Source organism: Sphingomonas suaedae, from assembly GCF_007833215.1.
In the GTDB taxonomy this organism is placed as follows: Bacteria; Pseudomonadota; Alphaproteobacteria; order Sphingomonadales; family Sphingomonadaceae; genus Sphingomonas; species Sphingomonas suaedae.
The window spans coordinates 2,102,053-2,122,340 of the sequence record NZ_CP042239.1; the positions used below are offsets into that span (position 1 = coordinate 2,102,053).

23 protein-coding genes are annotated in these 20,288 nt (G+C 65.9%); 10 read left to right on the top strand and 13 right to left on the bottom strand.

The window, feature by feature from the left end; translation table 11 throughout:
• The first annotated feature begins 17 nt into the window (after positions 1-17).
• From FPZ54_RS10015 to FPZ54_RS10025, 3 genes are read left to right on the top strand one after another with little or no spacing between them, the layout of a single operon-like run.
• A complete protein-coding gene (locus tag FPZ54_RS10015; RefSeq protein WP_186456722.1) occupies positions 18-1,337 on the top strand; it encodes a hypothetical protein in 1,320 nt (439 codons plus the stop codon).
• Between the two features lie 37 nt (positions 1,338-1,374).
• Positions 1,375-2,613, top strand: coding sequence for an alkaline phosphatase family protein (locus tag FPZ54_RS10020; RefSeq protein ID WP_145846861.1), 1,239 nt, complete (start codon positions 1,375-1,377; stop codon positions 2,611-2,613).
• Positions 2,614-2,654: 41 nt separating this feature from the next.
• Positions 2,655-3,104 (top strand): MaoC family dehydratase, encoded by a 450-nt coding sequence (locus tag FPZ54_RS10025; RefSeq protein ID WP_145846863.1) that lies wholly within the window; start codon positions 2,655-2,657, stop codon positions 3,102-3,104.
• Between the two features lie 3 nt (positions 3,105-3,107).
• Here FPZ54_RS10025 and FPZ54_RS19840 read toward each other — a convergent pair whose 3' ends face one another.
• The 5 genes from FPZ54_RS19840 to petA all read right to left on the bottom strand — a co-directional run bounded on the left by FPZ54_RS19840 (position 3,108) and on the right by petA (position 7,180).
• Positions 3,108-3,623 carry a hypothetical protein gene (locus FPZ54_RS19840; RefSeq protein ID WP_186456723.1) on the bottom strand — a complete coding sequence of 172 codons (516 nt, stop codon included), beginning with the start codon at positions 3,621-3,623 and terminating at the stop codon, positions 3,108-3,110.
• 70 nt (positions 3,624-3,693) lie between these two features.
• Positions 3,694-4,233, bottom strand: a complete 540-nt coding sequence (locus FPZ54_RS10035; RefSeq protein WP_145846865.1) for an adenine phosphoribosyltransferase — start codon at positions 4,231-4,233, stop codon at positions 3,694-3,696.
• Between the two features lie 224 nt (positions 4,234-4,457).
• Positions 4,458-5,291 (bottom strand): cytochrome c1, encoded by an 834-nt coding sequence (locus tag FPZ54_RS10040; RefSeq protein WP_145846867.1) that lies wholly within the window; start codon positions 5,289-5,291, stop codon positions 4,458-4,460.
• Between the two features lie 15 nt (positions 5,292-5,306).
• A complete protein-coding gene (locus FPZ54_RS10045) occupies positions 5,307-6,593 on the bottom strand; it encodes a cytochrome b (RefSeq protein ID WP_145846869.1) in 1,287 nt (428 codons plus the stop codon).
• 14 nt (positions 6,594-6,607) lie between these two features.
• Positions 6,608-7,180, bottom strand: a complete 573-nt coding sequence (petA, locus tag FPZ54_RS10050) for a ubiquinol-cytochrome c reductase iron-sulfur subunit (RefSeq protein ID WP_145846871.1) — start codon at positions 7,178-7,180, stop codon at positions 6,608-6,610.
• Between the two features lie 219 nt (positions 7,181-7,399).
• Here petA and FPZ54_RS10055 point away from each other — a divergent pair, with 219 nt between their 5' ends.
• From FPZ54_RS10055 to FPZ54_RS10065, 3 genes are read left to right on the top strand one after another with little or no spacing between them, the layout of a single operon-like run.
• Complete coding sequence (locus FPZ54_RS10055; RefSeq protein ID WP_145846872.1) at positions 7,400-7,849, top strand: tRNA (cytidine(34)-2'-O)-methyltransferase; 450 nt, start codon at positions 7,400-7,402, stop codon at positions 7,847-7,849.
• Complete coding sequence (gene hemF / locus FPZ54_RS10060) at positions 7,846-8,700, top strand: oxygen-dependent coproporphyrinogen oxidase (protein WP_145846875.1); 855 nt, start codon at positions 7,846-7,848, stop codon at positions 8,698-8,700. Before FPZ54_RS10055 ends, hemF begins: the two co-directional genes overlap by 4 nt.
• A 1-nt stretch (position 8,701) precedes the next feature.
• The gene (locus FPZ54_RS10065) at positions 8,702-9,301 is read left to right on the top strand and encodes a GNAT family N-acetyltransferase (RefSeq protein WP_145846878.1); all 600 of its coding nucleotides are present in this window, start codon (positions 8,702-8,704) and stop codon (positions 9,299-9,301) included.
• On the opposite strand, the gene FPZ54_RS10070 is transcribed toward FPZ54_RS10065, so the two are convergent.
• A complete protein-coding gene (locus FPZ54_RS10070; protein ID WP_145846880.1) occupies positions 9,265-9,999 on the bottom strand; it encodes a hypothetical protein in 735 nt (244 codons plus the stop codon). The two genes, FPZ54_RS10065 and FPZ54_RS10070, sit on opposite strands and share 37 nt — an antisense overlap.
• Positions 9,996-10,820 (bottom strand): hypothetical protein, encoded by an 825-nt coding sequence (locus FPZ54_RS10075; protein ID WP_145846882.1) that lies wholly within the window; start codon positions 10,818-10,820, stop codon positions 9,996-9,998. Before FPZ54_RS10075 ends, FPZ54_RS10070 begins: the two co-directional genes overlap by 4 nt.
• 94 nt (positions 10,821-10,914) lie before the next feature.
• Between FPZ54_RS10075 and lipB the strand changes: the two genes are divergently transcribed.
• From lipB to FPZ54_RS10090, 3 genes are all read left to right on the top strand, one after another.
• Positions 10,915-11,589, top strand: a complete 675-nt coding sequence (lipB, locus tag FPZ54_RS10080; RefSeq protein ID WP_145849701.1) for a lipoyl(octanoyl) transferase LipB — start codon at positions 10,915-10,917, stop codon at positions 11,587-11,589.
• A gap of 90 nt (positions 11,590-11,679) precedes the next feature.
• Entirely contained in the window at positions 11,680-11,928 is a 249-nt protein-coding gene (locus tag FPZ54_RS10085; protein ID WP_145846884.1) for a hypothetical protein, read from the top strand.
• 203 nt (positions 11,929-12,131) lie between these two features.
• Positions 12,132-12,800 (top strand): hypothetical protein, encoded by a 669-nt coding sequence (locus tag FPZ54_RS10090; RefSeq protein ID WP_239019526.1) that lies wholly within the window; start codon positions 12,132-12,134, stop codon positions 12,798-12,800.
• A 3-nt stretch (positions 12,801-12,803) separates the two neighbouring features.
• Here FPZ54_RS10090 and queE read toward each other — a convergent pair whose 3' ends face one another.
• The 6 genes from queE to FPZ54_RS10120 form a co-directional block, all read right to left on the bottom strand.
• Positions 12,804-13,436, bottom strand: a complete 633-nt coding sequence (gene queE, locus FPZ54_RS10095; protein ID WP_145846886.1) for a 7-carboxy-7-deazaguanine synthase — start codon at positions 13,434-13,436, stop codon at positions 12,804-12,806.
• 10 nt (positions 13,437-13,446) lie between these two features.
• Positions 13,447-14,136, bottom strand: coding sequence for a 7-cyano-7-deazaguanine synthase QueC (gene queC, locus FPZ54_RS10100; RefSeq protein ID WP_145846888.1), 690 nt, complete (start codon positions 14,134-14,136; stop codon positions 13,447-13,449).
• 42 nt (positions 14,137-14,178) lie between these two features.
• Entirely contained in the window at positions 14,179-14,583 is a 405-nt protein-coding gene (locus FPZ54_RS10105; protein WP_145846891.1) for a DUF3617 domain-containing protein, read from the bottom strand.
• Positions 14,584-14,633: 50 nt separating this feature from the next.
• Positions 14,634-15,536, bottom strand: coding sequence for an Hsp33 family molecular chaperone HslO (locus FPZ54_RS10110; RefSeq protein ID WP_145846893.1), 903 nt, complete (start codon positions 15,534-15,536; stop codon positions 14,634-14,636).
• Between the two features lie 153 nt (positions 15,537-15,689).
• A complete protein-coding gene (gene argF / locus FPZ54_RS10115) occupies positions 15,690-16,613 on the bottom strand; it encodes an ornithine carbamoyltransferase (protein ID WP_145846895.1) in 924 nt (307 codons plus the stop codon).
• A gap of 135 nt (positions 16,614-16,748) precedes the next feature.
• A complete protein-coding gene (locus FPZ54_RS10120) occupies positions 16,749-17,945 on the bottom strand; it encodes an aspartate aminotransferase family protein (RefSeq protein WP_145846897.1) in 1,197 nt (398 codons plus the stop codon).
• Positions 17,946-18,249: 304 nt separating this feature from the next.
• Here FPZ54_RS10120 and FPZ54_RS10125 point away from each other — a divergent pair, with 304 nt between their 5' ends.
• The gene (locus tag FPZ54_RS10125; RefSeq protein ID WP_145846898.1) at positions 18,250-20,190 is read left to right on the top strand and encodes a sensor histidine kinase; all 1,941 of its coding nucleotides are present in this window, start codon (positions 18,250-18,252) and stop codon (positions 20,188-20,190) included.
• Positions 20,191-20,288: the final 98 nt, after the last annotated feature.

The window sequence follows — 20,288 nt, forward strand, 5'->3', positions numbered from 1 at the left end:
TGACGATGAAATACCGAATGACGGTCGCTGCCCTGATGGCGGCGACGCCGCCGCCCGTTGCGGCGGCAGCGCAGCAACACGACCATAATCAGCACAAGATGGACGCGCCTGCGCCCTCCCCTTCGCCGACCCCCGCCCCGGCTCCAGCCCAGCATATGCACCATGGCGCCACGCCAAAGCCGGGTTCGGAGACCCCGAAGCCAAATGCGCAGGTCGCGTCCGGCACCGCGCTGCTCCCTGCGGCAGAGGGAGGCCAGCATGGCGGCTTGCACGCCATGACCGGGGACTGGATGCTGATGGCGCATGGCTATGCCTGGGGCGCCGTCACCAGCCAGGGCGGCCCGCGCGGCGACGACATGGCGTTCGTCCAGTCGATGGGCATGGTCACGGCCAGCCGTCCGCTGGGCGACTCAGCACGGATCGAACTGCGCGGCATGTTCAGCCTCGACCCGCTGATGGGACGGCGCGGCTATCCGAACCTGTTCGCGGCGGGTGAGACCGCCAATGGCCGCGCGCTGGTCGATCGCCAGCATCCGCACGACCTGTTCATGGAGCTCGCCGCGCGGGTCGAGGTCGACGTCGCCCCCGGCGCCACCGCCTTCCTCTATGGCGGGCCGGTCGGCGAGCCTGCGCTGGGGCCGCCCGCCTTCATGCACCGCCGCTCCGCGCGCTATCAGACGATGTCGCCGATCGCGCATCACTGGTTCGATTCGACGCACATCACCTATGGCGTGGCGACTGCGGGCGTTCGCGCGCGGGCGTTCCAGATCGAGGCATCGGCGTTCAAGGGGCGCGAGCCGGACGAGGAACGCTGGGGCTTCGATCCGATCAAGCTCGATTCGTGGAGCCTGCGTGCAACCTTTACCCCTTCGCCCAACTGGGCGGTGCAGGTGAGCCACGGACGCCTGGAAAGCCCCGAGGCGCTGCACGGCGGCAATGACGAGGCGCGGACCACCGCCAGCGTCCATTATGCGCGCGGCGGCCTGTCGGCGACGCTCGCCTGGTCGGCGAAGAATCGCATCCCCGGCGACGTGCTCAGCGCCTGGGTGGCGGAGGCGAATTGGGACGTGGATGCGCGGCACAGCATCTTCGGCCGCGCCGAACTGGTGCGCAACGACGAACTGTTTCCCGAGCACGGCCACCCCCTGCACGACCGGCCGTTTCGTGTCGCGCGGTTCGAGGGCGGCTATGCCTATCGCATTCCGCTGGCGGACAAGGTGACACTGGCGCTGGGCGGATCGGTCGCGGCCTATGCCAAGCCGGATGCGCTCAATCCCTATTATGGCGACAGTCCGGTGAGCGCGACCGGATTCGCCAAGCTGACGCTGGGCGACTGACTCGCTTCTGTCATCTCGGGCGGTTAGGGCCGCCGTCATGCGTTGGATCAGACCCATGGCGGCGGCCGCCTGTGCCGCCCTTCTCTATGCTTGCACCACCCCCGCCGCGATCGCGCCGGTGCCGCCCGCTCCCGCAGCGGAGGTGCGCGCTCCGGTGACGATCCTGATCGGGATCGACGGGTTTCGCCCCGATTATCTCGACCGCGGGGTCACGCCGGTGCTGTCGAAGCTGGCGGCGGAGGGCGCGCGCGGAACGATGCGGGCGTCGTTTCCGACCAAGACCTTTCCCAATTTCTACACGCTCGTCACCGGCAAGCGCCCCGACCGCCACGGCATCGTCGCCAACCGGTTCGAGGATCCGGCGCGGCCGGGCGAGGTGTTCACCATGCGCTCCGAACAGCCCTATTGGTGGGACCAGGGCGAGCCGGTCTGGAACGCCGCCGAAAAGGCCGGGGTGCAGAGCGCGGTGATGTTCTGGCCCGGATCGGGGATCGAGATCGGCGGCACCCGTCCACACGACTGGCAGGCATTCGGCATGGCAGTGAACGGGCGCCAGCGGGTCGATTCGATCATCGACTGGCTGCGCCGTCCGACAGCGACCCGGCCCAAGCTGCTGGGGCTGTATTTCGACACGATCGACACGGCCGGACACCATTTCGGTCCGGACGCGCCCGAAACGACGGCGGCGGTAGCGGAGATCGACGCGTTGATCGGGCGGCTGACCAGCGAACTTGCTGGCCTAAACCAGCCCGCCAACCTCGTCTTCGTCGCCGATCATGGCATGGCGGCGGTGGACGAGAGCCGCCGAATCCAGCTCGATACCGTCGCGGCGGCGAGCGATTTCCGGACGATCGAGGAAGGCCCCTATGCTGCGATCGAGCCGCTGCCCGGGCGCGAGGCGGCGCTGGCGGCGGCGCTGCTGAAACCGCATCCCAATATGAGCTGCTGGCGACGCGCCGACATCCCGGCGCATCTTCACTATGGGCGCAACCCGCGCGTCTCGTCCTTCCTGTGCCTGGCGAAGGTCGGCTGGACGATCACGACCCGCCCCGCCGCCGAGCCGCTGCGCCCGGGCGGCGCGCATGGGTGGGACCCGGCGGCGCCCGAGATGGCGGCGCTGTTCGTGGCACATGGGCCGGACATCACCCGCGGCATGACCGTGCCAGCGTTCGACAATGTCCATGTCGCGCCGCTGATCCGGCGGCTTGCGGGGCTACCCGAGGCGAAGGATATCGATGGCGACCCGGCTGTGCTGGCGCCCGTCATCGCGCGCTGAGGCGCTTGCCAAAAAGCGGGTTTCGGGTTGAAACGGATCGCATGAAATATTTCGAGGACCTGACGGTCGGCGACAAGGCGAGCTTCGGCTCCTATCCGGTCACGCGCGAGGAAGTTCTTGCCTTTGCGGAGAAATACGACCCCCAGCCCTTTCACCTTTCGGACGAGGCAGCGGCCAGGACGCATTTCGGGAGGCTGGCGGCGAGCGGGTGGCATACATCGGCGATGACCATGGCGATGCTGGTCGCGCATATGAAGGAAAACCCGTCGGCCGGCCTGGGCGCTTCGGGGATCGACGAGCTACGCTGGATCAAGCCCGTCTTTCCGGGCGACACGCTGCGGTGCGAGACCGAGTTGATCGAGAAGAGGATATCGGAGAAGCGGCCCGAGATCGGGCGGACGCGATCGCGCATGACCGTGTTCAATCAGAATGACGAACCGGTCATGCGTTTTATCGCGAACGCGATGATCGCGCGCCGCCCCCAGGACTGACGATCAGCGCGGGCGCCGGTCGCGGCGATCCCTGCGGTTCTCGCGGCGAAGCTCCCGGCGGTCCTGACGATATTCGCGGCGATAATCGCGACGATCCTCGCGGCGTTCGGCCCGGGCTTCCGGACGCGTGACCTCACCGCGCCGGAATGCGCGACGATCCTGTCTCCGGTCCTGGCGATAGGCCCGGCTGTCCTGGCGCCGATCGCGCGTGAAATCGCGCCAGTTGGCCCGCACTTCGCGGCGATCGCCGCGCCAGTTCTGGCGGCGCTGTTCCCAATAGCGACGCTGGCTGGCGCTCCAGCGAACCGGGCGGCGATCGCGCGTGTACACATAATAGCCGGTGCCCGGATAATAATAGTCGCCGCTCCACCCCCAATAGGGATCGCCATAGCTTCCGCCATAATAGCCCGTGCCATAGCCCACCGAAGCGCCGGAATAGCCATAGCCGTCGGTGCAGGCGGCCACGCCGAGCGCCGCGGCGCCCGCCAGACCGAGTTTCAGGATTGTCGAACCGAACATTTTACCTCTCCCGGACGCCGTCCGGGCGTCCTATCCCCTTGAGAACGGGAGAGAGAGGGGTCGGGTTCCGTCAGTGTCCGGCGAAGGCGACCAGCGCGGTGACGTCGATCCCCTCGGCGCGCAACGCATCGGCGCCGCCGAGTTCCGGCAGATCGATGACGAATGCAGCCTGGGTGACTACCGCACCCACCTTGCGCAACAGCCGCGCGGCGGCACGCGCCGTGCCGCCAGTGGCGATGAGGTCGTCGACCAGCAGGATGCGCGCGCCCGGCGCGAAGGCGTCGGCGTGGATCGCGATGCGGTCGGTGCCATATTCGAGCGCGTAATCCTCCGCCACGGTCGCTCCGGGCAGCTTCCCGTCCTTGCGCACCAGCAACGTGCCTGCGCCGAGTGCGAGCGCGACGGGGGCGGCGAAGATGAATCCGCGCGCCTCGATCCCGGCGACGAGATCGACCGGGCCGTCGACGGCGTCGACGATCCGCTCGACCGCGCGCGCGAAGCCGGACGCGTCGAGCAGCAGAGTGGTGATGTCGCGGAACATGATCCCCGGCTTGGGGAAGTCGGGGATCGTGCGGATCAGCGCGGCGAGATCGTCACTGGTCGAGGTCATGGCGGCACTCTTCTTTAGGAGGCGAATCCGGGTGGCGAACGCTGGGTGTATCAAGCCCCTCCCCTTCAGGGGAGGGGTTGGGGTGGGGCCTGTCCTCTTGGCCGTCGGCTCGGTGAGACTGAGACGCCCCACCCCCAACCCCTCCCCTGAAGGGGAGGGGCTTTCCAAACAAAAACGGCCCGGGAATCGCTTCCCGGGCCGCTGAAGAACATTACGGGCGGACCTTAGTCCTTCACGTTCCGCCAGATCTGCTTCTTCGCGCCATAGGCGAGGAAGGAGAAGATCAGCAGGAAGATCAGCGTACCCAGGCCCCAGCTCTTGCGGACCTGCATCTTGGGTTCCGCCGTCCAGGTCAGGAACGCCGCGACGTCCGCCGCATAGTTCGCCTTGGTCGCGGCGGTGCCGTCGGTATAGGTCACCTGACCGTCGGACAGCGGCGGCGCCATCGCGAGGTTGAGCGTGTGGAAATAGGGGTTGTAGTGCAGCCCCTCCGGCGTCTTCGCCTCGGGGAACTTCTTGAGCAGCTCCGCAGGCTGGTCCTGATAGCCGGTCAGCAGCGAGTAGATATAGGCCGAGCCGTTGGCGCGCGCCTTTGCCATCAGCGACAGATCGGGCGGGATCGCGTTGTTGTTCGCGGCGCGCGCGGCGACGTCATTGGCATAGGGCGAGGGGAAGCGATCCGAGGGGATGCCGTCGCGCGTCGCAGGCTCGCCTGTCTCCGGGTTGATCGACGGGACCTGGAAGCCCGCGGCGATCGTCTTGACCTGCCCTTCGCTATAGCCGAGCGCGGCGAGGTCGCGGAACGAGACCAGGCGCAGCGAGTGGCAGGCGGCGCAGACTTCCTTGTACACCTGAAGCCCGCGCTGGAGCTGGCGGTTGTCATATTTGCCGAACGCGCCCTCGAACGAGAAGCCGCCTTCCGGCGCGTGCGCGTGCTTGTGGAATTCCTCTTCCACGGTCTTGGGCGTGGTCAGCCCGTTGGAGATCGTGTCGATGATCCCGAGGAACAGGGCGAAGACGAAGCCCAGCCCGACCAAAAATCCGCCGATGCGAACCATTTTCTTAAGCCCCTCTTATTCGGCAGCCGCGGTCTGGAGCGGCGAGGTGCCACCCTTTCCGGCGAGTACGGCTTCGGTGATCGAGTTCGGCAGCGGACGCGGACGCTCCATCGCCGAGACGATCGGCAGGATCACCAGGAAATGCAGGAAATAATAGGCCGTCGCGATCTGGCCGATCAGGATCACGCCCGGGGTCGGGGCGGCGCCGCCGATATAACCGAGCACCAGCACGTCGACGAGCAGGATCAGCAGGAACCAGCGATAGGTCGGGCGATAGTTCGCCGACCGCACCGGCGACGTGTCGAGCCAGGGCAGGAAGAACAGCAGCAGGATCGAGCCGAACATCGCCAGCACGCCCCACAGCTTTGCCGGGAACAGGAAGTCGATCGTGAACGATTTGAGGATCGCGTAGAAGGGCAGGAAATACCATTCGGGGACGATGTGCGCCGGGGTGGAGAGCGGGTTGGCCGGGATATAATTGTCCGGATGACCCAGCAGGTTCGGCGCGTAGAAGATCAGCGCGGCATAGACCATCAGCGCCACGCCCACGCCCACACCGTCCTTGGCGGTGTAATAGGGGTGGAAGGGCACCGTATCCTGTTCGGTCTTCACCTCGACGCCGGTCGGGTTGTTAGACCCCGGAATGTGCAGCGCCCAGATGTGGAGGATCACCACGCCGGCGATGACGAACGGCAGCAGATAGTGGAGCGAGAAGAAGCGGTTGAGCGCGGCATTGTCCGGCGCGAAGCCGCCGAGCAGCCAGACGCGGATCGTCTCGCCCACCACGGGGATCGCCGAGAAGAAGCCGGTGATGACCTGCGCGCCCCAGAAGCTCATCTGACCCCAGGGAAGGACATAGCCCATGAAGGCGGTGGCCATCATCAGCAGGAAGATGACCACACCGAGCAGCCACACCATCTCGCGCGGCGCCTTGTACGATCCGTACCACAGGCCGCGGGCGATATGGACATAGACCACCAGCAGGAACAACGACGCGCCATTGGCGTGCGCGTAGCGGAAGAACCAGCCCGCATTCACGTCGCGCATGATATGCTCGACGCTGTCGAACGCGATGCCCGCATTGGCCGCATAGTGCATCGCCAGGACGATGCCGGTGACGATCTGGATCGCCAGGAACATGCCGGCGAGGACGCCGAAGTTCCAGAAATAGTTGAGGTTGCGCGGAACCGGATAGCCCGAGCCCACCGCGTTATAGACGAAACGCGGAAGCGGGAGCCGGTCGTCCACCCACTTCATCAGCGGGTGTTTCGGTTCATACTGCTTTGCCCAGGGAAAGCTCATTGCCAGTTCGCCCCTCAGCCGACCCGAATCACGGTGTCGGAAATGAATTCATATTCGGGAACCGCGAGGTTCGTCGGCGCCGGGCCGGTGCGGATGCGGCCGGCCGTGTCATAGGCCGAGCCATGGCACGGGCAGAAATAGCCGCCGAACGGCCCCTTATTCTCACCCTCGCCCGCGCCCAGCGGCACGCAGCCGAGATGGGTGCAGACGCCGAGCGTGACGAGCCAGTTCTCCTTGCCCTCCTTGGTCCGCTGCGCGAGCGTCTGGGGATCGCGCAGTTCGCTGACCGGGACGGCGTTCGCCTCTCCGATCTCCTTGGTGGTCAGGTTGCGCACGAACAGCGGCTGTTTGCGGAAGCTGGCCTTGACCGACTGGCCGGGCTGGATCGCCGAAATATCGAGTTCGGTGGTCGAGAGCGCCAGCACGTCGGCCGACGGGCTCATCTGATTGATCAGCGGCAGCGCGACAACGCCCGCGCCAACCCCGGCGAACGCGACAGCGCCGATCGCGAAATAGTCGCGACGGCGGGGATCGGCGGGCGCATCGGCCGCGTCACCCGGAGGAACTGCTTCATCAAGCGTTGCCATGCATCAGCCCTTGCACTTCAAAATCCGGCGCTTTTCGCGCCCTGTCCCGGATACGCCGCGGCGCGCAAACGCCACGTCGAGCCCCCCGGTTGCCCCCGGTGGCTGGCGGGCCTGATAGACGCCACACGCCGCGTTTGCCAACCGCCTTTTTGACCCGCCAGTGACACGGCCGGCGACGCCGCTTGTTACGACCATGCCCCCTGCCCTATCGGGGCAGCCATGCGGATAGCCCTGTTCGAACCCTGTATCGCCGGAAATGTCGGTGCCGTGCTGCGCGTGGGCGCCTGTTTCGACACGCCCGTGGACCTGATCGAACCGATGGGATTCGCCTGGGACGACAAGCGCGTCGCCCGCGCAGGGATGGACTATATCGCGCATGTCCAGGTCACCCGGCATCCCGATTGGGACGCGTTCCTGAACCATGCGCGCGGCCGTATCGTGCTGTTCACGACCAAGGGCGCCGAACGGTTCGACATGGCCGAATTTCGCGCCGACGACATCCTGTTGTTCGGATCGGAGGATGCGGGCGTTCCCGATCACGTTCATGATCGCGCCGACCTGCGGCTGCGAATCCCGATGAAGGCGGGCACGCGATCCTTGAACCTGTCCGTTTCGGCGGGCATCGCGCTGTCCGAAGCGCTCCGGCAAACCAAAGGCTATCCGCAATGACCGAACTCAATGCCCAGCAGCAGCGCGCCCGCGCCTGGTTCGAGGAACTGCGCGACGCGATCTGCGCCGAATTCGAGGCGATCGAGCGCGAGGCGGGGTCCGATGCGGCGTTCGACTATACCCCATGGGACCGTGCCGATCCGTCGGGCGCGCCGGGTGGCGGTGGCGTGCGCGGCGTCATGAAGGGGAAGGTGTTCGAGAAGGTGGGCGTCAACGTCTCCACCGTCGGGGGGACGTTCGAGGGCGAATTCGGCAAGACCATCCATGGCGCGGGCGAGGACCCGCGCTTCTTCGCCACGGGCATCAGCCTGGTCGCGCACATGGCCAATCCGCATGTCCCGGCGGTGCATATGAATACGCGCTTCCTGGTGACGACGAAGCGGTGGTTCGGCGGCGGCGCGGATCTCAATCCGCCGATTCCCTATGCGGAGGATAGCGCGGACTTCCATGCGCGGCTGAAGGCGGCGTGCGACGCGCACGATCCCGAGCATTATCCGCGCTTCAAGGCATGGGCGGACGATTATTTCTACATCCCCCACCGCAAGGTGCATCGCGGCGTCGGAGGGATTTTCTACGATCATCTCGACAGCGACATCGAGGCGGATTGGGAGGCGAACTTCGCCTTTACCCAGGATGTCGGACGCGCGTTCCTGGATATCTTCCCGACGATCGTTCGGCGGCGGATGGCGACTCCGTTCAGCGCGGCCGACACGGCGCAGATGCTCGAATGGCGCGGACGCTATGCCGAGTTCAACCTCGTCTATGACCGCGGCACGCTGTTCGGCCTCAAGACCGGCGGGAATATCGACGCGATCCTGATGAGCCTGCCGCCGCTGGCCACGTGGAGCTGAAATGGGTCTCATTCCCGTAAAGCCGGGCGAGATCGCGACGATCGTTACCAGCCTGGAGATGCGCGAGCGGCCAAAGCCGCGACCGATGCCCGATTCGCCGCTGCGGCTGGTGCGGTGGGAGGCGCCGGCGCCCGCCAAGTACCGCGCGCTGTTCGAGCGCGTGGGCGCGCCGTGGCTGTGGTTTTCGCGGCTGGTGATGGAGGAGGCGCGGCTGGTGTCGATCATCCATGACCCGGCGGTGGAGATTTATGCGGTCGCCGATCCGCGGGGAATCGAGGTCGGGCTGCTCGAACTCGATCTTCGCGAGGCCGGGCAATGCGCGCTTTCCTATTTCGGGCTTGTCCCCGAACTGACCGGACAGGGTCATGGCCGCTGGCTGATGGCGCAAGCACTGACGCGCGCGTGGCGCAAGGATGTGCGCCGGGTGTGGGTGCACACCTGCACGCTCGACCATCCCAAGGCACTGGGCTTTTACCGCGCCTCAGGGCTGGTGCCCTACACCCGCGCGATCGAAACCTTTCCCGACCCCCGCATCACCGGCCATCTCCCGCGCACGGCGGCCCCTCACATCCCGTTGATCGAGCCGCCCAGCCGCCGATAGAGGGCGATGCGGACGAGGGCGAAGAAGACCCAGGCGGCAGTGATTGCAAGAGCGAGCGGCGCAAGAAGCAGCGCTCCGGCGAGCTGCGACGAACCGGTTATCGGCGCCAGCAGCCCGATCGCGAGCGCGATCGACAAAAGCGCTGCACCGATGAACAGCATGAGCCCGGCCATGAAGAGTCCGATCTTCCAGCCATTCTTCTCGCTCAACGCGAAGCCCCGCGCGATCGCGCTCCACGCGCCCTGTTCGGGCTCGGCGGCATAGGCGATCGTCATCAGGCAGGTGCGGCCGAACACATAGATGGCCGGGACCACGAAAAAATAGGCGCCAAGCTGAACGAGCGCATTCACCATCACGCCGATCAGGAAATAGGGAACGAGGCGCAAAAGCGTTGCCGAAAGCAGGGCTCCGACCGTCTCTCCGCGTCGCAGATAGAGGTTGAGGATGGCGAGGCTGCCAAATTCCGACAGCACGATGATGAGGGCCATCCAGGCGAGATTGGCCGCGAAAAAGCCGTTGAGCGCGCCCCGAACCTGCTCGCGATCGCCACCCTCGGGAAGCTGAATGCCGCTCGCGAGGAACAGGAAGCCAAGCACCGGCACGAACAGAAAGAGCCCCGCGATCCGCAGCAGCAGATCGCGGTCGGTGCGCCAGAGGGTCGCGGCGTCGGCCAGCGCGCCGCCGAGCGATAATTTCATTGCGCGGCGGACGCCTCTTTGCGGGCGAGCAGCGCGACATAGAGTTTCGCGGCAAAGGCGGCGCCGAGCACGGTGAACCCCGTCGATACCGCGCCGCCGACGATGGTCGTGAGCACGGTGGCGAGCGACAGCCCGTCCTCACCCCGCCCGGCGACCAGGAACATGACCGCGCCAAAGGCGGTGGTGGCGGCGAGGTTCGCGACGATCGAGACGATCGCATAGAGCAGGATCACACCGACGATCTTGAGCGCCACGCCGCGGGTGAGTGCCCAGGAGCGGGCAATTGCGCGCAGAACGAGTCGGTCGCCGACGATGACGGGCAGAATCACCGAAAGCCGCGCCGCGAGCCACAGGATCACCGGCAGGAGCAGGAACAGATAGAGGATGATCCACAGCGTGGCGGTGGCCGGGATTTCCGGCATCGTCCCCGATTCGATGCCGGTCAGCGCGACCCCGGTTGCCGCCAGGATCACCGCGATCGGGATCAGCAGCACGATCGTCGCCCCCATCAGGACGATCATCACCAGAAGCGCGGCCGGAAAGCGGCGCGTCGCAAGCCCGCTCGCCTGACGACCAAGCGCGGGATCGATCGCCAGCGCGGTGATCGCCAACTGTCCCCAGAAGGTGACGAGCGCGAGCACGAACACGCCAAGACCCAGCAGCATCGACGTGCCCGGCTCGGCGGTCCGCTGCAACTCGCTGAGATTGGCGCTGACCGTGGCGGGCACGAAGATGGCGAGCAAGGCGAGCGGCAGGATGGTGCCGAGATTGTCGCTCAGAAACTCCGCAGTGCGGTCCCAGACAGTGCCCATGCTCGTCATGATCGTCTTCCCCTTCTCGCGGCGCTGGTTAGCCGATCCGGAGCCGGTGCGCCACATGCTTGCGCTCGCGCTTCGGGCATCGCATCTGGCAGCGATGAAACTGGTCGATGGCATCGAATGGCGGGTGGCGGAAGGGCGCGTTCCCTATCCGCAGGCGCTGGCGGAGATGGAGGCGCGCGTCGCCGCGATCCAGGCGGGCACGGCGCGCGAGCAGATCTGGCTGCTCGAACATCCGCCGGTCTATACCGCCGGGACCAGCGCCGACCCGGCCGAACTGATCGACCCGCGTTTCCCGGTCTTCGCGACTGGGCGCGGCGGACGCTACACCTATCACGGGCCGGGCCAGCGCATCGGCTATGCGATGCTGGACCTGTCGAAGCGGAACAAGGATGTGCGCTGCTACGTCCATGCTCTGGAAGGCTGGGTGATCGATGCGCTGGGACAGTTCGGCATCCACGCCTTTCGCGCCGAGGGACGGATCGGCATCTGGACGCGCGACGGCGGCAGCGAGGCGAAGATCGGCGCGATCGGCGTGCGCGTGCGGCGATGGGTGACGATGCACGGCTTTGCGGTGAACCTCGATCCGAACCTCTCCGATTTCGGCGGAATCGTGCCGTGCGGCCTCCCAGAATTCCCCGTCACCAGCGCGGCAGCGCTCGGAAAAACCATTTCGCCTGAAACCTTTGACGCCGCACTTGCGTTTGCGCTCCCGGCCTTTCTTCGGTCGGTGGGCGGCGCGTGTTCGACGGCGTCAAATGCCGGGGCTTGAGGGGACGGCCCGAAGCGTTTAATGTCTATCGCGGATCGGGGATTAAGCGGCTGACCGCTGCCCCCGCCAACATCTAGGGAGCCTATATCTATGCGCGCACTTCTCACCAAGGCTGTTGCCGGTTCGATGATCGCCAGCGCCGCGCTGCTCGTTTCGGCATGCGGCGAGACCACTGAGACCACCACCGACAATACGACGGTCATGGACGTGAACGCGACCGACCCGGTTCTTGACGGCACCACCACCGACAACATGACCATGGTCGATGGCGCCACCGGCAACGACATGGGCATGGCCGGCGACATGATGGCCAACGACACCATGGGCAACGGCATGTAAGTTCGCGCAAGCGGATTTATCGAAATCGGGGCCGTCCGGGCGACCGGGCGGCCCTTTCGATTCCGGGCGATGCGGGGTGCCTGTACCAAGGCGGGGCGCGGACCCTTACGCAGTCGCAACGGAACGGCATCAAAAAGCGCTTGGGCGGGCGGTCAAAACTCCGTAACCCAACCGCCACGGTGCTGCATTCAAGAGGGTTGGGAATGCCTGTTTCGCGTCTGATTTCAATGGCCGCAGTCGGAGCGGCGCTGTTCGCGGCGGCCCCGGCAAGCGCACAATTCTATTTCAAGGGTCCAGATATCAGCGGTCCACGCGCCACCGGGGCGGAACCCGGGCTGCTGGCGCAGCCGCTGCCGGGCGCCACCCCGGGCGAACTGCGCGCAGCGATGGTATGGAATCTGCGTGCGGCGTTGAACGTTGCGGCGCTGCAATGCCAGTTCGCGCCGACGCTTCTGACGCTGCCCAATTACAATACGATCCTGCGGGACCACCGTGTCGAACTCGCCGATTCCTATACCGTGCTGAGCAAATATTTCACGCGGACGCACAAGACGGTGAAAGCGGCGCAGACCGCGCTCGACCAATATGGCACGCGCGTCTATTCCAGCTTTTCGGCGGTCCATGCCCAGCTGACTTTCTGTGCCGCAGCAGACGACGTCGCGCAGGAGGCGGTGTTCACTCCGCGGGGGCAGTTCGGCGATCTCGCCGCCGAGCGGATGGGCGAAATCCGCAACAGTCTGACGCGCTGGGGCGAACAGCAATTTCCCGCCACCTATTATCTCTACATCCCGTACAGCTATCCGAACTTCGCGGACGAGAAATGCTGGCGCAAGGACGTCTATTCGCCGCAGCGCTGCACCAAGAAGCGCTAGGGTCTAACGCAGCCCCAGCGTCTTGTGCGCCTGGAGCGTCAGGCGCCAGCGGGGGCGTGACAGGGCGAAATCGACCGCGGCCTGGACGTTGGCGGCGGCATTCGCATCGTCCATCGGCTGGACCAGAAAATGGGCGAAGTCCCAGCGCTCCAGTTCGGCGATATCGGTTCCGGCCTGGGGCCAGACCAGCTTGAGTTCGTCGCCGCGCTGCTGAACGACAATGCTTCCCGCCTTTGGGCTGACGCAGACCCAGTCGATGCCGGGATGGGCTGGCAAGGTGCCGTTGCTTTCGATCGCGATGCGGAAATCGCGTGCGTGCAGGGCATCGACCAGCGCGTCGTCGACCTGAAGCATCGGCTCGCCTCCGGTCAGCACGACGAAACGGCGTTCCGTCCCCCCGCCCCAATGGCCCAGCACCGCGCTTGCCAGCGCGTCGGCATCGGCGAACTTGCCGCCGCCCGCGCCATCGGTCCCGACGAATTCGGTGTCGCAGAATTGGCAGACCGCCGTGGCGCGATCCTGTTCACGCCCCGACCACAGATTGCACCCGGCGAAGCGGACGAACACCGCGCGCGCGCCCGCATTCACCCCCTCCCCCTGAAGGGTCAGGAACATCTCCTTGACCGCATAGCTCATCGGCACTGCCTCAGGCGGGGACCGCATAACGCGTGGGATCGGGAATGCCGGCTTCCTCGAACCCCTTGGCACGCAGGCGGCAGCTGTCGCACAGCCCGCAATGCACCCCGCCCGGCGCGGGATCATAGCAGGACCAGCTGAGCCCCAGATCGAGGCCCAGTTCGGTCCCCTTGCGGACGATATCGGCCTTGCTCATCGTCAGCAGCGGCGCCCGAATACGGAACGGCTCGCCCTCGACCCCGGCCTTGGTCGCGAGTTCGGCCAGCTTCTCGAACCCAGCGATGAATTCGGGGCGGCAATCGGGATAGCCTGAATAATCGAGCGCGTTGACGCCGATATAGAGGTCACGCGCGCCCATCGCCTCGGCCCAGCCGAGCGCGAGACTGAGGAAGATGGTGTTGCGCGCGGGCACATAGGTGACCGGAATATCCTCGCCGACGCCATCCTTGGGCACCGCGATGTCGGCGGTCAGCGCCGACCCCCCGAACAACGACAGATCGAGCGGGAGCACGACATGCCGCTCGGCGCCCAGCACGGTCGCGATCCGGCGCGCGGCCGCCAGTTCGACCTGGTGGCGCTGATTATAATCGATCGACAGGGCCAGGATGCGATGACCGTCCGCACGCGCACAGGCTGCGGAAACGAAGGAGTCGAGCCCGCCCGAAATCAGGCAGACGGCATGGCTGGAACGATCGGTCATCGCGCGATCGCTAGCCCTTTTGCCGCAATGCGGCAAGAAAGGTCAGCGGGTGCAGCTGCCCGTCCGGCGCCCTTCATATTCATAGGTGAAGGGCAGGCCCCGGCTGATCCCCTGCGTCTCCAGCCGGATCAGGCGCGGCGTTTCGACCGTGATGCGGGTGTCGCCCTTGCCGATTCCGGGACAATCATAGGTGATGCGGCCACCATTTGCGCCATTTTCGACGACGAAACGGGTGCAACTCGCACCGCGATGTTCAAGCGTTAGCAGCATCTGGGGATCGGTCACGCAGATCGCACGCGTAGATCCATCGGGCGCGCGCAGCGTCCACTCGCCACGCTCGATCCCGGCGAGCGCGGTCAGGCCGTTGCCCTGCCCGGCCGCGGCATAGCCGGTGACCATGGCGGCGATCAGCGCCCCGGAGGCGAACAAGGTGCGAAATATGTTCATTTCATCGCTGTCCTAGCACGATTCGCCTGTCGCTTCCCTGACAAAACCAGTCAGGAAAGCGCTTCGAGCGCGATCGGGAATTTCTTCGCGCAAAATGCGCAATCGACGGTGATGACCCCATCCTCCGCCATCTCGACGCGATCCTCAGCGGTGAATTTTGCCAGAACGGAGCCGATATAGTCCGGGTCGCAGCGACATCCGCGCACCAGATCGACGCCGCCCAGCAGGCGCACCTCCTCCTCATGAAACAGGCGCCAGGCGAGCGTTTCGAGCGGGATGGCGGGATCGGCGAGTTCATCGGCTCCCAGCGTCGCGCCCAGCGCCTCGACATGTTCCCATTCGGGATGCGATTCGCGCGCGTGCAGCCGTTCGCCGCCCTCCTCTCCCTCGGGAAGATGCTGGAGGAACAGGCCGCCACCGATGCAGTTGCCCGCCGCGTCATGGCCGACACCCAGCCGGATCAGCGTGGGGATCTGTTCTGACTGGTCGAAATACGCCTCGGCAGCGTCCGCCAGCGATCCACCGTCGAGCGGGACGATGCCCTGATAGCGCTCGCCCGTCGTCGCCTGATCGAAGGTGACCGCCAGATAGCCCTGGTTGAACAGCGCGTAGAGCGAGGGGCTCGCGCCCAGTTCGACCAGCCGGTCGGCGTCGAACTGGACATAGCCGCGCAGCTCGCCCGCCTTGTAATCGCAGACCATCAGGCTGACGATGCCGCCCTGCGCCTGTGCCTGGAGCGTCAGCTGCCCCCCGGCATCCTTGAGCATCGAGCCGAGCAACGCGGTCAGCGTCAGCGCTTCTGCCAGCAGCCGCTCGATCGGCGGGGGATAGGCGTGCGCGGCGAGAATCTCGCCCAGCACCGGGCCAAGCCGCGCCAGCCGACCGCGCGCATGGCGGCCGGGGATGGTGAAGTTGATCGTGCGGTCGAGGTCGGTGGTCGGCGTCGCGTTCATCTCATGTCCTTCGTCATCCCCGCGAACGCGGGGACCCATCTCGGGTCCGGGCCACGAGCAACACCGCTGTCTGGCGGGCGGAAAGCGCGGGAGATGGGGCCCCGGCTGCGCGGGGGTGACGGCTAAGTGGGGTCGCCCGCTTCCCCCGTCAACTCACCCGATCTGGCCAAAGCACCAGCGCAGGATCGCCTTTTGCCCGTGCAGGCGGTTCTCCGCCTCGGGCCAGATCAGCGATTGCGGGCCGTCGATCACCTCGGGCACCACTTCCTCGCCGCGATGCGCGGGGAGACAGTGGAGGAACTTGGCGTCGGGCCTGGCGTGGGCCATCAGCGCCTCGGTCACCTGATAGGGGGTCAGCGCGGCAAGTTTCGCATCGGCATGGACCTGTCCCATCGAGATCCAGGTGTCGGTGGCGATCACATCGGCGTCCGCGACCGCTTCGACCGGATCGTTGACACAGCGCGCACGGCCCTTGCCCAACGCCATCGCGTCGTCGGGCAGCGAGAAGCTCTGCGGACAGGCGGCGACGACGTCGAACTGCATCAGCCCCGCCGCCTCGACGATCGAGGCGAGGACATTGTTACCGTCACCGAGCCAGGCGACCTTCAGTCCCGGAAGCGCCTTGCCGCTTTCGAGGATGGTCTGGAGATCGGCGACGATCTGGCACGGGTGGCTGTTGTCGGTCAGGCCGTTGATGACCGGAACGGTGGCGTATTCGGCCATTTCGAGCAGCTTGGCCGGATCGTCGGTGCGGACCATGATCGCGTCGCAATAGCCCGACAGGACGCGCGCGGTGTCGGCGACCGTCTCGCCGCGGCCGAGCTGGCTGGTCGCCGCGTCGAGCACCACCGCGCTGCCGCCCAGTTGCCGGATCGCCATTTCGAAGCTGACGCGGGTGCGGGTCGAGCTCTTCTCGAACACCATCGCCAGCGCGTGACCCGCCAGCGGGGCATCGGCATCGACGCGGCCTTTGGGCCAGCCTGCGCGTGCGGCCTTGCGGTCGATCGCTTCGGCCAGGATCGCGGCGAGGCCGTCGGGGCCAGCGTCACTCAACGAAAGGAAATTGCGATAGGTCATCTATTCCTCCCCGGCACGGGGAGGGGAACCGCCGCGAAGCGGTGGTGGAGGGGGGCCTCCGCACCGGACTCGCTGGAGGATAGCCCCCTCCACCATGCCTTCGGCATGGTCCCCCTCCCCGTCCCGGGGAGGATTTCAGTCGTCCGACAGCGGCGCATAGCTGCGCGCGCCGGCGCTCAGCTTTTCGACCGCCTCGGCGATATGGCTCTCGTCGATCACCAGCGGGGGGAGGACGCGGAACACATTCTCGCCCGCCGCGACCGTCAGCAGCCCGTGATGGTCGCGCAGATGCGCCACGAAGTCGCGCGCGACCGCCGGTTCCTTGAGCTTGATGCCGAGCATCAGCCCCTTGCCGCGAATCTCGTCGAACAGATGGTCGTGATTGGGGATCATCTGTTCGAACGCGGCGCGCAGGCGATCGCCCATCTTCGCGACATGCTCGAAGAAACCGGGCTCGAGCATCACGTCGAGCACCGCCATCCCCGCCGCCATGGCGAGCGGATTGCCGCCATAGGTCGAGCCATGCGTGCCGAACACCATGCCCTTCGCCGCTTCCTCGGTCGCGAGGCAGGCGCCGAGCGGGAAGCCGTTTCCGATCCCCTTCGCCACGGTCATGATGTCGGGCGTGATGCCGTAATGTTCGTGCGCGAAGAACTTGCCGGTGCGGCCATAGCCGCACTGGATCTCATCGAGGATCAGCAGCATCCCGTGATCGTCGCACGCCTTGCGCAGCCCCTGGATGAACTCCGGGGTCCCAGCGGTCATCCCGCCTTCGCCCTGCACCGTTTCGACCATGAACCCGGCCGTATTCTCGTCCACCAGCGCGAGCGCAGCGTCGAGGTCGTTGAACGGGGCATAGTCGAAGCCGGGCAGCAGCGGCTCGAACCCGTCGCGCATCTTGGCCTGGTTGGTCGCCGAGATCGCCCCCATCGTCCGCCCGTGAAAGGCATTGTGGAAGGTGATGATCTTGGTCTTGTTCGGATTGCCGCTGACATAATGATAGCGGCGCGCGGTCTTGATCGCGCACTCGATCGCCTCGGCGCCCGAATTGGTGAAGAACACGGTGTCGGCGAACGTGTTGTCGACGATGCGCTGTGCCAGCGCCTCCCCCTGTGGCGAGCCGTAGAGATTGGAGACGTGAGTCAGCGTCGCGAGCTGGTCCTGCACCGCTTTGGTGAATTGCGGATGGCCATGGCCAAGCGCGTTGACGGCTATGCCGGCGGCGAAATCGAGATAGCGCTCGCCGCGCTCGCCGATCAGGTAGCAGCCCTCACCTCGCACCGGACGCACATCGCACCGCGGGTAAACGGGCATGAGCGGGGTGATCGACACGGGCAGCCTCCTTCAAAACAGAAAAGGGCGGCCCATCGCGAACCGCCCGGAGCGGGACACTATGATTTCGGCCAGGGGGCGTCAACATTGCCGCGGTAACGGCCCGCGCGCCCCAGCCTAGTTAGTAGAACCCCTAATGACTTAGCCGACCGAACGCCCTAGATTTGACAATCGCGACGCATCGACCACCCCGCCCAAGGGGACCGATCGCAAGTCGCGCGATGGAGGGGTATGAACGCCCAGTCGATACCAGCGAACCAAGCCAGGGAAGAGCGGGCATGAACGCCCGCGCACCCAGGATCTGATGCAGCGACCCCAGCTCACCGGTGAGCTTGCGCTGGCGATCGGAGCGAAGCTGCTCCCCCTGGCCATCCTCGCGGGATGGGCATTCGATAGCGCGCTGCTGCGCGGGTTGGGGGACCCTTCCCGCCCGATCCACCCGATGACCGCGGCCTGTTTCCTATTGATGGCGTCGGCGGGAATCATGATGTTCCTGGGCTCGCGCCGGGCAGCGCGGATTCTCCTGATTCTTCCGACCCTCTATCTGGTGCTGATCCTGCTGCAGCATCTCACCGGGTTCGACACCGGCATTTCGCGCCTGTTGTTCGCCGAGACGATGGCGTCCTCGCCCGAGCTTCAGCGACCGATCACCCCGATGGGCGCAGTCGCGGTTCTTGCCGCGCTGTTGACCGCATTGTTCCTGCGCAGTTCCGACTCCCCGGCAGCGCGACTATGGGTCGGCCAGGTCACCGGGATCGCGATTGCGGCGACACTGCTCCTTCTTGCCTTCACCGTGGCGACCCAGTTCAGCGCCGGGGTGCGGTTCATCGGCGTGGCCGCGACATCGGCTGCGCCGATCCTGTTGCTGTGCGCTGCGATCCTGGCGTCGCTTGATGCCAGCCCCCCGGCCAGTGCGCAGCGCGCGACCCCCTGGGACACGCTGCAGCGGCTACAGCCGGTCATTGTCGTCTGTTCGGTAGTTCCGGCTCTTATCCTGATCGGGCTGCGCCAGCGGTCGGTGTTGTCGGACGCAGAACTCTACTTTCTGATCGCGATGGCCAATCTTGTCTTGCTGTCGGCGCTGCTGGCTTTCGTCACGCACCGCGCCAATGTCCAGAACCGCCTGCTCGCCGGTGAGGAGGCCCGACTCCATTCCATCCTGGATACCGCGCCCGACGCACTGATCGTCGCCGGCGACGATCTCAAGATTCGCGCGTTCAGCGCTTCGGCACTCCAGATGTGGCAATGCGATGCGGCGTATCTGGCTGGCCAGTCGCTCCATATGCTGTTCGAGAAGCCGATCGACATACTCGACAGTTCCCGGATTTTCGGAAATGGCCCTGGTCTCGCCCAGGGTAGCGCGACGATCATGACCGGGCGGCGCTGCGATGGATCGACCTTTCCCGCCGAAGTGCGGCTGGGCGTTGCGGAGCCGGATGGCGAACGAGTCTGCGTCGCCTTCATCCGCGACCTTTCCGAGCGAATGGCGATGGAGGATCAGCTCAATGGCCTCAGCTTCCAGCTGATGCACCTGTCCCGCCAGAATGCGATGGGCGAGCTGGCGGGCGATATCGCGCACGAGATCAACCAGCCGCTGACCGCCGCCACCAACTACGCCTCCGCCGCGGCCTATGCGCTGGAGCAGAAGGGTGATGCGGAAAAGGCCCAGGACTATCTGAAGCAAATCTCCGCGCAGCTGCTGCGCGCCGGTGGCATTATCAGCCGGTTGCGCGCCTTTCTGGCGAATCGCGAAATCGAACTACGCCGGGAACCGCTCAAGGAGGTGGTCCAGGACGCCATCAATCTGGTCAAGATCGGCTCCCGGCGGGTCAGCGGAAGTCTGACGATCCGCATCCCCCCCAAACTGCCTCCCGTCTATGTCGATCGGATTCAGGTTCAGCAGGTGCTGGTCAACCTGTTGCGCAACGCGTTCGAAGCCTGCGAAGAGCTGGAACGCGAGCCGGATATCCATATTGCCGCAGAACTGGTGAGCGACCATCTGGTGGAGATCACGGTCGCCGACAATGGCGCTGGCCTGCCCGAGGGGTTCGTCGAGCGGCTGGGTCAGCGCTTCTCTTCGACAAAGGGCGAAACCGGTCTGGGTATCGGCCTCAACATCTCCAAACGGATCGTCGAAGCGCATGGCGGAACGCTGACCGCGGCGGATCGCGAGACCGGCGGCGCGGTGTTTAGCTTTACCATCCCGGCGGCGGGAAATGTGTCGGGCGACGGACCGATCTTCTAGGATCTGGTTCAGCAAGCTGCACCGGTTGCTGCACGGGCCCGCTCCCCCACCCGGTCACCCATGTCATGCTATCGCCGGGGTGGGAGAGCGGGCCGGTG